The 12309-nt window shown below is 71.5% G+C and carries 13 protein-coding genes and 1 pseudogene; 5 read left to right on the forward strand and 9 right to left on the reverse strand.

The window, feature by feature from the left end:
• Positions 1–249 precede the first annotated feature (249 nt).
• The 4 genes from ACZ51S_RS26620 to ACZ51S_RS26635 form a co-directional block, all read right to left on the reverse strand.
• Entirely contained in the window at positions 250–510 is a 261-nt protein-coding gene (locus ACZ51S_RS26620; protein ID WP_468962152.1) for a hypothetical protein, read from the reverse strand.
• 27 nt (positions 511–537) lie between these two features.
• The gene (locus ACZ51S_RS26625) at positions 538–1113 is read right to left on the reverse strand and encodes a hypothetical protein (RefSeq protein WP_468962153.1); all 576 of its coding nucleotides are present in this window, start codon (positions 1111–1113) and stop codon (positions 538–540) included.
• Positions 1114–1616: 503 nt separating this feature from the next.
• Positions 1617–2741: a glutamate--cysteine ligase gene (locus tag ACZ51S_RS26630; RefSeq protein WP_468804560.1), complete on the reverse strand. Its 1125-nt coding sequence runs from the start codon at positions 2739–2741 to the stop codon at positions 1617–1619.
• A gap of 152 nt (positions 2742–2893) precedes the next feature.
• Entirely contained in the window at positions 2894–3226 is a 333-nt protein-coding gene (locus ACZ51S_RS26635) for a hypothetical protein (RefSeq protein ID WP_468962155.1), read from the reverse strand.
• A gap of 394 nt (positions 3227–3620) precedes the next feature.
• Between ACZ51S_RS26635 and ACZ51S_RS26640 the strand changes: the two genes are divergently transcribed.
• From ACZ51S_RS26640 to ACZ51S_RS26660, 5 genes and pseudogenes are all read left to right on the forward strand, one after another.
• A complete protein-coding gene (locus ACZ51S_RS26640; protein ID WP_468804600.1) occupies positions 3621–4805 on the forward strand; it encodes an amidohydrolase in 1185 nt (394 codons plus the stop codon).
• A 956-nt stretch (positions 4806–5761) separates the two neighbouring features.
• Positions 5762–6385 (forward strand): hypothetical protein, encoded by a 624-nt coding sequence (locus tag ACZ51S_RS26645; protein WP_468480001.1) that lies wholly within the window; start codon positions 5762–5764, stop codon positions 6383–6385.
• Positions 6386–6432: 47 nt separating this feature from the next.
• Positions 6433–7359: a hypothetical protein gene (locus ACZ51S_RS26650; RefSeq protein WP_468804563.1), complete on the forward strand. Its 927-nt coding sequence runs from the start codon at positions 6433–6435 to the stop codon at positions 7357–7359.
• Between the two features lie 96 nt (positions 7360–7455).
• Positions 7456–7857 (forward strand): annotated as a pseudogene (locus ACZ51S_RS26655) (helicase associated domain-containing protein); the annotation flags it as partial.
• Between the two features lie 188 nt (positions 7858–8045).
• The gene (locus ACZ51S_RS26660) at positions 8046–8495 is read left to right on the forward strand and encodes a helicase associated domain-containing protein (protein WP_468804565.1); all 450 of its coding nucleotides are present in this window, start codon (positions 8046–8048) and stop codon (positions 8493–8495) included.
• A 149-nt stretch (positions 8496–8644) separates the two neighbouring features.
• Here ACZ51S_RS26660 and ACZ51S_RS26665 read toward each other — a convergent pair whose 3' ends face one another.
• The 5 genes from ACZ51S_RS26665 to ACZ51S_RS26685 form a co-directional block, all read right to left on the reverse strand.
• Positions 8645–8830 (reverse strand): hypothetical protein, encoded by a 186-nt coding sequence (locus ACZ51S_RS26665; RefSeq protein ID WP_468804567.1) that lies wholly within the window; start codon positions 8828–8830, stop codon positions 8645–8647.
• Between the two features lie 123 nt (positions 8831–8953).
• Positions 8954–9430 (reverse strand): helix-turn-helix domain-containing protein, encoded by a 477-nt coding sequence (locus ACZ51S_RS26670; RefSeq protein WP_468888504.1) that lies wholly within the window; start codon positions 9428–9430, stop codon positions 8954–8956.
• 11 nt (positions 9431–9441) lie between these two features.
• Positions 9442–9726 (reverse strand): hypothetical protein, encoded by a 285-nt coding sequence (locus ACZ51S_RS26675; RefSeq protein WP_468479997.1) that lies wholly within the window; start codon positions 9724–9726, stop codon positions 9442–9444.
• A gap of 611 nt (positions 9727–10337) precedes the next feature.
• Positions 10338–10724 (reverse strand): hypothetical protein, encoded by a 387-nt coding sequence (locus tag ACZ51S_RS26680; protein WP_468804569.1) that lies wholly within the window; start codon positions 10722–10724, stop codon positions 10338–10340.
• A 193-nt stretch (positions 10725–10917) separates the two neighbouring features.
• On the reverse strand, positions 10918–12198 hold the full coding sequence (locus tag ACZ51S_RS26685) for a hypothetical protein (RefSeq protein WP_468962158.1): 1281 nt from the start codon (positions 12196–12198) through the stop codon (positions 10918–10920).
• Between the last annotated feature and the right edge of the window lie 111 nt (positions 12199–12309).

The following is a 12309-nucleotide window of genomic DNA, read 5'->3' on the forward strand; positions in this document are numbered from 1 at the left end:
AGGGCCACACCCCCGCAGCAAACCCGCAGGTCAGACGGCGCAGCATCCACTGAAAACGAAACACCGAAGCACTGAACAACCACCGCCGAATAGCATTCAGTGAGCCAGCACAGCCGCCAGCCAGCTCAGCCAACCTGCACAACCCCAGGCCAGAAGCATGACGACCGCTCAGATTCACTGACCGGCGACACTAATGCCGACAGCCATTGAGACTGGTCATGCGGGTGATCGCACTGGGAGCTGGGCTCATCACTCGGCTTCGCCGTCGAAGTCGTAGGGCGGAATTGTCCATCGCATCACCATCTCTCCCGCCTCATCGGCTTCGAGCGTGACTGGATAGACCTGGCCGGCGGCACGCTCGCCGCGGTGCCTCATCGAGTGGTCGCCCTGGTCCCATTCAATGCCGAGCACCTGGCAACCGCTGACCTCGATCGCACCGACACGCAGTGCGTGCTGCCATCCGGCCCGCCGGAAGCGATGATCGTCGGTGTGCTTGTCGACCGAAACCACGAGGCCCTGGCCATGGAGTCGGTCGCGTCAGGCAGTGAGCTCGGCCGCGCGCGCGGCCGCCTCGGCCACGGGGAGATCCAGCCATCCGCGCGGTCCGTCGCTACCGAACCGTCCGACGTACTCACCGCCGAACCGCACGTGTGCGTCGTCCTTGTACCGGCCCCAGTAGGAGACATCGGCGAGCCCGTCGGCCGACTCGCCGTCCATTCCCGTCCACGCGTCCAGCGCCGCGGCGTCCCCGAGGACCATGCCGCAACGGTCAACGGGCAGGTCCCCGAGCCGGACCGGCACCAACCGGTCCGCGGCCCCGGGCCACGAAAGTCCGAGCCTGATCTCCAACGTCGCGATGGTCACCTCTCCGCCGAACGGGGACACACAGGTGCTCGCCTGTACGGTCAACGGCCGGTCCGCGGCCACTGGGACGGCGACCGCCTCGCACAACCACTCACGAAGATGGCCTCCCCCAGACGCCGCCGCCGTCCGCGCGCGCTCGGACAAGGGCTGACCGAGCTCCCGCCACTGGTCGATCCACCCGGCCATGCCGAGCACCAGCACACCAGAGGGCACATCGACATCACCCAGGTCGACGAAGATCTCAGACATGCGCCGATTGTGCCTCCCCCGTACGACAACAGCCCGCGCAGGGAGAGTGCGCAGCGCACCGGGCAAACACGCACCACACACCGAGGACCAGTGAAACTGCGCAGCACTCAACCAACCTGCACAACCCCAGGTCACAAGCGTGACGGATACGCAGTTCTACTGACCGGCGACACCACGGTCGGCGTGTACCCAGTGAAGGGGTGTGCCTGTGGTGGTGCCCTGGGCTCTACAGAGGAGGCGGGGTGCATCCGCGTCATGTGAATGTGCGGTTCGTGGGGCCTGACGGGGGCATGGTCCAGCGGCCGTGGCGAACCACAGCCGGAGAGCTGCGGCCCATGGACTGCCCGGCCGTTCGTGGCTTTCCGGTGCGGCGGGGGCGGCGGTTGGCTCCGGGGTGGTGGTCTGCGACCACTGGCCGTCTGGTGGGGTACGGGAGCACGGCGATGCGGGATGCAGTCATGATGCTGGACCAGGATCCGTCTTCCGATCCTGCCCGAGCCGGGTCACCCCTCCGTGGTCCGCCCTGCACAGTGCCGGACGACAGAGGCCAGGTCCCCCTCCGAGCCGAGCAGGGCTCGCTGGACGCGCGCTCCGTTGCCGCGCTCCAGGAGGCCCGCGATGCCGGCCCGTACGACTTCCTGGTCGCCGGCGTCGGCCAGCGCGTCGCCGACGTGCCGGTACAGCGCCTCGACGGCCGTGGCGGGCGCGGTCTCGCGCATGGTCTCGGGGTGCAGCAACGGGCCGTCGAGGCCTGAGCGGCCGGCCTGCCAGGAGGCGAGCCGAAGCAGTCCCGTACTCACCCGCGGCGCGGGCTCGCCTGCCTTCCAGGACCTCGCCGCGGTCTCCACCAGGCCCCGTACGAGGGCGGCCAGCAGGACCGGCGTGGACGCGTCGAGGCAGACGTCCGCCACCCTGACCTCCACCGTGGGGTAGGAAGCGGAGAGCCGTGCGTCGAACCAGATCATGCCCTTGTCGCGCAGGACACCGGAGTCGACCATGGCCTGCACCTCCGCGTGGTAGCGGTCCGCAGAACCGAAGACGTCCACGGGGCCAGCGGCGGGGAGCCTGTTCCACACGCGGCTGCGGTAGCTCCCGTAGCGGGTGTCCTCGCCCTGCCAGAAGGGGGAATTCGCGCTCATCGCCGTCAGGACGGCGAGCCAGGGGCGGATGCGGTCCAGTACGGCGACGCCCTCCTCGTCCGACTCCACCGACACGTGGACGTGGCAGCCGCAGGTCAGCTGCTCCTGGGCGGTCATGCCGAACTGGCGCGACACCCAGTCGTAGCGGTGGCCCGGGGAGAGGGACGGCCGGACGGCCAGCGGGGAGGTGCCGAGCGCTGCCACGACCGCGCCGGCCGTCGCCGCGTGCTTGGCGGCCTCCGCGCGCCACCGGACGATCTCTTCGTGGAGCTCGCCCATCTCCGTCACCGGCTTCGTGGCGAACTCCACCTGCTCTTTCTGGAGCTCCGCCTCGAAGGTGTGGCTCGGCTCCTCTCCCTCCTCGGCGGCCCGGTCCGGGCCGGCTCCGGCCCGGTCGGCCGCAGCGAGAACGGCTCCCGCCACGGCTCGCGGCTCCCCCGTCTCCGCGTCCGCCAGCAGCAGTTCTTCCTCTACGCCCACGCTTCGCATGCAGCAGCCCATCGCCTCGTCGTGCTGTTCATCAATCGGTCAACGCCTGCCCCTGCCCACTGCCGGTATGCGGAAGCCAGCTCGCCGGGCCGGGGTCTCCAGCAGACCAGGCGCGAGCGTCGCCGCCGACGAGGCGCGACGGGCGGGCCGGGCTACGGCTTGGCGGCGTTCGAACCCTGCCCGACGCCCTTGGTCTCGCTGTCTTTCGTCGCCGGCAGCTGGGAGCCGTAGTCCACCGGTCTGGCCCCGGGCGGGCGGATCGAGCGGGAAGGCCGGGCCCCACTCCGCCAGCTCGACCCGGCCGGCGCCCCGGCGTGCTCCAGGAGCAGCCGGTACGGGGTGCCCTCCACGGAGACGGCGAGCTTGCCGCCCTGGCCCCGCCAGCAGTGACCTGAACCGCGCAGGTTCCCGACCCTCGTGTTACGAGCCTTTGGCGAGCTTGCCCTCAGCAGGCCGTCCATCAGGACGTACATGTCATGACCCACGGAACTGCTTGTAGGGGGGGTCGCCTGCGGGGACCCTCACGTACTTGTGCAGCGCCGGGCTGTCCGGCAGCCGTTCCTGAGTCTGCCGAGGACCCGGCCTGTCCTCCGGATGCAGCCGTGCGCGCGAGCCCGCCTGATCTTCACTCCGAACGCCACCGAGCTGCTACCGGGCCTTCCATCAGCGCAGGGAGGCGTGGTCTTCGGGGGGGTGCCGCCCCGATCACCTGGCTCGGGCGGGCGAAGCCAGGGAACGGCGCATCGGGGGCCGCCGCCGTGGAACACGTACGGAGAACGACCGGCACCCCCAGGGAGGCATTCCGTGCCCGACCACCTCGACCGTTCCGTCCCCGGCCACCCCGGCCCGGTGTCGTCCGTCGCCCACCGGGAGGACCGGCTGGGCGCGGTGTACGACCGGATCCACCAGGAGGTCGCGGCCCGCGCTGACCGCCTGTGGGACACCGCCCTGGCCCTCCATCGCGACCCCGAGCCGGCGTACGAGGAACACCGGGCGGCCGGGCTGCTCACGTCGGAGCTGGCACGGGAGGGCTTCCGTGTCGACCGCGGGTCGGCCGGCCTGCCCACCGCGTTCACCGCGTCCGCCGGCAGCGGCTGGGGGCCCCGGGTGGCGCTGCTCATGGAGTACGACGCGCTGCCGGGGCTCGGGCACGCCTGCGGGCACAACCTGATCGCCGCCGCCGGCCTGGGGGCGGCCCTCGCCCTACGGGCCGCTGTCGGCGAGCCGCAGGGCTCCCTGCTGGCCGTCGGCACCCCGGCGGAGGAGCGGGGCGGCGGCAAGGTCACGCTGGTGGAAGCCGGCGTGTTCGACGGCGTGGACGCGGCCTTGATGATGCATCCCGGCGTATACAGCTGGTCCTCGGCGCCGCTGACGGCCAGTGCGCAGGTGCGCGTGGGCTTCCACGGTCGCGCCGCCCACCCCACGGGCAACCCGACCGAGGGCATCGACGCGCTGAGCGCCCTGATCCAGCTGTTCAACACCCTCGGTGTGCTGCACCGCCGGCTCCCGTCCGGGTCCCACATCCAGGGCATCATCACCGACGGCGGACGGGCCACCAACATCGTGCCCGACTACGCCGAGGGGCTGTTCGGGCTCCGCGGCGCGACCACGGCCGCACTGGAAGAGCTCGCGGGCGAGTTGGAGCGGTGCGCCGCGGGGACGGCCACGGCCACCGGGACCGAGGCCACCGTGGAGCGGGTGGGCGGTCGCTACGAGCACTTCCGCGACAACCCCGAACTCTCCGGCCGGTTCGCCGGGCACCTGGCGCGAGCCGGGATCCAGCTGACCGAACCGGAGCAGGGCGTGTACCTGGGGTCGTCCGACATCGGCAACGTGAGCACGTACGTACCGGCCATCCACCCGTTCATCGCCATCATGGACGCCACCGACGGCTCCGACCACACGCCTCTCTTCGCCGCCGCGGCCGCGTCGCCGCGCGGGCGACACGCCCTGCTCGCGGCAGCGGAAGCGCTCGCCTGCACAGCGGCGGACGTGCTGCTGCGCCCCGAGGTGAGCGCGCGGGCCTGGGCGTCACTACGGGAGAAGGCCGCGGCCGGCCTGTGAGGCCCTGGGAGCCGTCCGCGCCCGCCCACAGCAGCCCGCCCCTGTTTGACATGGACTTCCCCGCCCCGCGCTTGCGAAGACTCGTACGACTGATCACGATCGACAGCCACGCACGGATCGCGCTTGTTCGGCTCACACCTCCTCGACCCCAAACCTGAGCGCTGCCCGAGCGCGAGGTGCCCACGCGCGGGTCCTACGCCCACACCACCTCTGCCTTCGCCCTCGATCGCTTGGGTGGGGCAGACCAGGCTCGGGCCGACGTACGGAGGTGCACTACTTCATCGCCCGGACGAACTCCCAGCCCGCCGACACGAGCCTCATGTGAGTCTCACGGCTGCACCTCAACAGCCACCGCACCGGCCGGCTCTTTCAAGACACCTCGAACCTCACCGACGGCTACCTGGACGGCTGGCTCCCAGGCGGCCCCATCACCCTCGGCTGAAGCCGGGCGCCCCGGAGCCGCCTGATCCTCAGCCGCGCCCTCGCACTCCTGGGCCCAGGGCAACCGCCGATGGAGGGTCGTCCAGCAGAGGCCTGGCCCGGGGTCCCACCGGCGGTCATGCCCCTTGGCATGGTGTAACTGACCCGCCGCTTGCCGCAATCGCCGATGCACTGACGCTGCCGTCAAGCCGGAAGTCGAAGCGAGGCCGCGCGGCGGCTTTCGCTCCTGCGCTGATCGGACGAGAGCAGTTGATCTTCCCTTAGATCGGCCGGCCACTGGCGAAACAGGACACCCCTCTGCGGCGCACCCTTGGCCTGACACGAGGTTCGGGTGCCAGGCGATGTATCCAACGGCGGTGACCCGGCCGCCGCTGACGGGGACGTCCACGTCGGCGCGGGGCGGGGTGCCGGTGCCGTATCCAACAGCGTGCGCCGACCACTCCCTTGGGATGATCGTTTTCTCTGACGGCGTGCCACAATGCCTGCTGAGGTCTGACACAAGGAGCCGAAAGACAATGCTGACGGAGACGTCGGGCCGCACGGCCCAGGACCTGGCCGCCGAGCTGGCGGGCCTGCGTGGTCTGGACTGGACCTCTGTGTGGCAGGGCCCGCCGCAGGGCGGCTCGTCGGAGTGCCGTACGTGGTGCCAGCGTAACGGCTGGGAGCCGCAGACGGCGGATCGCAACCTCGTCGTACACAGCAGCGCCGGGGGCAGGTGGACGCTCGAAGCGAACGGCAACTGGCACCCGGTCGAGAGTCTCACCCACTGGGCGTGGCACGTGGGTGCGACCGACGCGGCGGAGAACCCCGAGGTCCTCGCGCACGCCGCCAGGATGTGGCCGGAGTTTCTCATGGCAGCCGAAGGGGTTCTGGGGCCGGCGGCCTGGAGCGGGCCCTGGGACGCACAGGACTTCCCGGAGCCGCCGGTGACCGGTTTCTGGCCGAGCCGGGACTACCGCCTCAAGACGCGCACCCCGTATCGCATGGCGTTCTGGCAGCCTACGGGTGGTCACCCCGGCCAGCCGTGGTTCGTGCTGGTCCAGTCGGTCTCCTTCGCGGCGTGGACCTCCGACACGCCCGGCGGCTCACGCCTTCGACTCAGCGTGAACGCCCCTGAAGGGACAGGGCGACAGCTGTGAGGCCCGATGCTCCTCCCACACCGGAGGAAATAGCCAGGGCCTTCGCCTTGCAGAAGCAGCATGCTGAGGCGACTCCCAAAGACCAGGAGGCAGGGGCCGAGGTGGCGGAGAGGATATACAGGGACTACCAGGCGAGCTATCCGGACGGTGGTCTAACTCTGCCGGACTTCATCGAGGGAATCGGGCGAAACGAATCGGTCACCAATGACGCCCGGGGCCCCCACCGGGCCTTCTGGTCCTACGAGTCCGAGCTCGAGGGCGCGGATACCCCGGTGCCGAACCGGTTCCTGGCGCGGGCATGCGGCGAATCGCGCGGCCTGCAGGTCTTGGAGGACACTCCGGCCGGGCACCAACTGAATTCCTACGCACTGGACAATCGTTATGTGCTGGAAGGTCTCGTCGAACACTTCGACTTCGATCCGATGGAACTGGACACCGTCCACGGCCAGGCATGGGATTCGCTTTCGGACCGGTTTGCCCAGGCGACCGAGGGCCTGGCGATCCCCTTCGCCGCCGACGTCACCAGGGGCTCGGTGCTCGGCAAGACCGAGATGTCAGCGCTCCTCAAGAAAGCCAACGTCGGCAAGGAGGGCATCAAGTTCGCGACGCCGCTACCTCCGCACGAACATCTGCCGAAGGAGATCCACGAGCTCATCTCTGCCGACCCCGTTCGCTGCCAGCTGTTCAAGGACGACTACGCCTCCACAAAGTCTCCGCAGAGCTTCGCTGGTGCACTGGCCGCCATTGACGTGCCCGAGAGCCACAAGGCGGCGCACAAGCAAGCCGTGGACCGGCTGGCAGGGGCGAAGAGCTACGGCGAACTGAAGCTCAAGGCGCAGGCCAGTGCCTTCCTGCCCGGCGTGACGCTCCCGGCCAGCGTCACCCAGGCCGCCACCCGTAGCCGTGGCGGGCACGGCGTACTCAACCCGGTGACTGCCGAACTCGCACCGAAAGTCAGTGGGCTCGAGCGATGAGTGCCGACCACGGTCTGCCGTCGCGGAGGGGGCAACTGCGGCGTCCGAGGCTTGGTGGTCTGGGGTGGGTCGGTTGGGTCGGTTGCTCGGATATTCCTGGCCGCGATCGACAAGGACTGGAACTGCCCCTGGCCCCTGGACTGGCAACGCCACCACCGCGTCCTCGCGGACCTGGTCGACGCCGACGGACAGCTGCCCGACATCGTCCCCGGCGTACTCATGGACGGCAACGACATCGGACGATGGCTCCAGCAACAGAAACAGCCAGCCACCTGGGCCCGGCTCCTGCCCGAACAGCAGGCGCGACTGACCGCACTGGGCGTGGAACCCGCCCCGGCGCCGCCTCCCGCCCCCGCGGGCGGCCGTACGGCCAAGGGGCCGAGCAAGGCACAGCAGGCGTTCCAGCGAGGCCTGACAGCCCTCACCCAGTGGATCGAACGGGAAGGCACCCACCGGCCCGTCCCACGCGCCCACGGCGAGGAAATCACCGTCGAAGGCGCGACGAGCTCCACGGAACGCTCCCGGCCCCGCGGCACTCCACCGCCCTCGACCGTCCCGTCGGGCAGTGGCTCACCAACATCCGCCGCCCCGGCGGCCTCGGCGAGGACCCTGTACGCGCCCGCCGGCGGACCGAAGCGCTCTCGGCGATCGACAAGGACTGGAACCCCGGCGCGCGCGGCTGGACGGTGGACTGGCAACGCCACTACGCCTACCCCACCCAGTTCCTCGCCGACGGCGCCCGCCTCAGCGCAATCGTCCCCGGCGTGACCCGGCACGGAGAGGACATCGGCCGGTGGCTCGCCACCCAACGCCGAAACTGGAGCGCGCTCAGCGACGAGCAGCGCGAACGGCTCGGGGAGCTCGGCATCAAGGCCGTACGGGCCCCCAGGGCCACGGCGAAGACGCCCGCGACCGCCACGTCCGGACGGGGCGCAGCGGCCTTCCAGACCGGCATCCAGGCCCTCATGCAGTACCGGGAGCGAGAAGGCGGCGGGACGCCGGGGCGCGGCCACGTCGAGCCTCTCCCCGACGGCGCGGAGCACCGGACCGGGGTGTGGATCGTCAACCAGAAACAGCGCCGCGACCCCCTCACCCCCGCCCAGCTCGCCGAAGTCGGCGTCCACTGGGCCCGGTAGAGGGGTCGGTGGCTGTTCCAGAAATCTGGAACAGCTGGGCCTGGCCGGGCCTCCCCGCGGGACAGTCCGGTTCGCGCCTGCGGGAGCCGGGGCCGGCTCAGCGCCTGTGCCCCAGCCCCGGCACGGTCAGCTCACCCGGGCCGACCGGATCACGCGGCTCTCGGCCTCCGATCAGCCTGGCCGTCATCCGCAGGCCGCGACGACATGCGCTGCACGAACTCTTTGCCGACGCGGGTGGTCTGTTCGGTCAGATGCCGCACGAGGAGCTTGCCGTCCCGGTTGACCGGCCGAATCCCGTGGTCTCCCGTTGCCTCGTTGTGCAGGAGGAGGGCCATGGCGACCTCCAGGTCAGTGTTCGTCGCTACACCGGTGACCGGCGCCGTTACGACCCGCTCGTACGCCGTGCCCCACCGATCCGCCAGACGGTCGGTAAGACCGCAGGCGGTCAGGAAGGCGACTCACTGCTGGCGGCTGGCCGGCAGCGCCTCCCGGTTGACGATCCGCGCGGCCGAACTGACCGCCAGCAGATGGGCGCCACCCGCCCGCTCCTGGAGCCGGCGCAGCGAGGGGGCGCCCGCCTTCTCGTAGAAGTACTCCATCGCCTCGCTCAGAGCCCCGCGCGTGGTCACCAGCTCCGGCGAACCAGGCCGGCGCAGTCCTACGAGACGGCCGCGGTCGGCGATCCGGGCGGTGAGCCACAGCCGGTAGAAGTCACCCGGCACGCTCCCGCAGGCCCTGGCGATCGCACCGACCGTCTCGTAGGACGGCACCATCCGCCCCGAGGCGGCGCGCTTGAGCGTGGCCTGCGACATGCTGGTCTTCTCGGCCAGCCCCGCATAGGTCAGCCCGGCCACCGTGCGGAGCTTGCGCAGTGCCGCGGCGAGCTCGCCGCGGGCCGGGACCGTGAAGTCCACAGGCAGTTCAGGACGTCCCATCCCCGCCCCCGTTACCGACCGGCCCGGAACGCGGCCACCGCCGCGCGAGAGGCCGCAGCCACCTGGCCGCGCCCGCCCGGGACAAAGGTGAACACGACCACCACCCCGATCGCGGCGGCTCCGCCCAGGAGCTGGAAGATCTCCCTCATCGGCAGCTGCCCGTACAGCCGCATCACCACGGCCAGCACCATGACCACGCACACGACCGCCGCCTGCGCCGCCGTCATGCCGCCCACGGGCCCCGGCAGGACGCCCGCCTCACGCCGCCCCTGCGGGCGGTCCGTTCCCTGCTGCACATCTATCTCCCCTCGCGGGAGACACGGGAGAAGAACCCCCGGCCCCGCTGTTGTGCGAGGGGGCGCGACGAAGCGCGCCCCCTCGTGCTGGTGACTCCAACTGGTGTTCATCGGGAGGGGATTGCAGTCGCCACACCCGATGCGTCCATGGTGGCAGGGCCCGCCCGTCCGGCCTAAGCGCGATCGGGCACTCGGGGGTCGAGATGCCCCACATGTCCGTTCGTTGGTTCGTTTCTGTCCAAGGGGTTCACTGGCTTACCCAACAGGCTCTGACCAGCAAGAACGCCCCGTCCCGACTCGTATCCCCCCCGCGGAATCCCGCCGAACGCCCCAGCACCACCCAGGATTGTTGGAGTGACGAGCCGTTGGTCCACCGCCGTCCAAACGAAACTTGCCTCCCGTGACCGCCCAGGGCACCGTGGGTGCAGAACCGACCGGGAGACCGGCGGAACCCCTCGAATTGCTGGTGACTCCGCAGATCAGGGACACAGCGGCACCCGCGTTGCAGCGCGAGTGCCGCACGCGACAGGGCCGACCCGCACCCGGGCCGGCCCTGTCTGTGTTTACACGCCGCCCGCTCCGTAAGGCGCCTTACGGAGCGGGCGGCGTCCTCACGTACGCGGGTAGCCGTGGCCCGGCGGCGGGTACTCCCGGCCCGGCAGCTCGGCCACCCCGTAGAGAACGATCCGCTCGAACTCCGCCAGCTCGCCCGGCAGACCATCGTCGATCGCCTGCCACCGCCGCATCGACCGCTCCTGGTCCGCCTTGGCCCCCGCCGAGGACGGCGGCACCGGCGCGGTGTCCGGCGCGGGTTCGGCGGTCTGCGGAAGGTGCAGGGCGCCGGAGCGCCACGCACCGCCCAGCACCACGGCCCCGGCCAGCAGGGTCAAGGCCATGCCCACGGCCTCGTACCCGGACCACTGCGCCCACCAGCCGGCCGCGGCCAGCCCGGTCCCCGCCAGCGCACTGCCACCGGCCCGGCGCTGCCTGCCCGTCATCACCATCCGTCTTCCCCCTTCCTCTCAGTTCTCCCCGCTCAGACTGTGGGCCCGGCGCCAGCCTCGCGGGCCGCGTGCTGCTGGACTTCCTCCGAGGGCGCCACCAGCGGCCCGACCGGAGCCGGGGCGGGCTGCTTCCGGTACACGGCACCCCGGCACAAGGTGGCCGCGCCCGCCGTGCCACCCAGTACCGTCAGGACGAAGTCCGCCTGCACCAGACCCAGGTAGTCCGCCCGCCAGGCAGCCGCAAGCAGAGCCCCGGACAGCAGCAGGCCATCGACAGCGATCCGGTCCCGGGCCGACAGCGCCCACCAGGCCGCCCGTACCCGGTCCGCCCACGCCCGAAAACCGCGCCTCGGGCGCCGGCTGCCGGGCTTGGCTGCCGTCGCCACCGGGCGCGTCCCGTGCCCTTGACCCGTGAGGCCGGCTGCCGGTGGGCGGGGACCGCGGCCTCCGTCGAGGCCGGCTGGCCGGGAGCCGCGGCGGCGGGCATGGTCGTGGAGCGGAGACGGGCCGCGGCCGGGGACACCCTGACCCGGGACACCGGCACAGCCGATGCGGACGGCGGCGTCGTCAGAGCGTGCAAAGTCGCCTCCACGAGCCGTCCCACCGCAGAGGAGGACGGGCCCTCCTTCCACGAGGCGTTCTCACCGAGGCGGGCCATGTGCGCGGCAACGAGACCGGTACCCCCCTGATCCCGGATCCGGTCCATCCGGGCGGCGAGCAGGGGCCACTGGCGGGAGCCGACCAACAGGCCCGCCTCCGACTCGGACAGGACGTCCTTGACGACTCCGACGATCGCGGCGTGCGCGAGCCGGTTCACACCGAGCTGTTCCAATGCCTTCGCCCGGTCGCCGAGGTCCAGGTCCCGGGGCACGGCCAGGCCCTCGGTCAGTGGACCCCAGGAGCGCTTCGCGTCCGTACTCGCGGGTGGCGCCCAGGGGTCGGCGGCCTCCCGCACCGGCGCAGCAGCGGGGGCGGGGGTCAGAGCGGGTGAGGTGGCAGTGCCCGGAGCCGGGGCCGGGGCGGGCACGGGTGCGGGTACGCGTCCTGCCGGAGGCGCGCCCCACGGGTCGCCGGAGCTGCCCATGCGCGAGGCCAGCTCGTCCCGGGCCGGCGGCGCTACAGCACCGGGAGCAGCGGGGGCGGGAGCGGGGGCGGCGGTGGGCGCCGGGGTGGCCGGGGCGGGCGCGGGTGCTTTGGGGGCGGCCGCGGTGGTGACGGCGGCGACGGCCTGGTCGACGCCCGCTCCGGCGGCGTGCGCGTCGAGGAGGATCCGGGCGACGTCGATACCGCGGGCGTCGAGCTGGCCCATCGCGGCCGCGATGTCCGGCCAGGCCGGGGACGCGAGGATCGCGTCGCGCACCAGGCCCTCGGGCATCGTGGCCTTGAGGAGGTCGGCCCACCGGTCGGTGCCCTCCGCCTTCGTCCGCGCGATGTTCGCGGTGACGGCCTGGTGGACTCCTGCGGTCATGCGGCCCATCTGCGGCTCGGCCGGCGCACGGCCAACGAGACGAACACCGTGCGGATCGACGGGGTGCGGGCATGCGCGACGAACCCAGAGCGCTGGCCTGATGACTACAGA

This window comes from Streptomyces sp. NPDC034043, assembly GCF_055575675.1.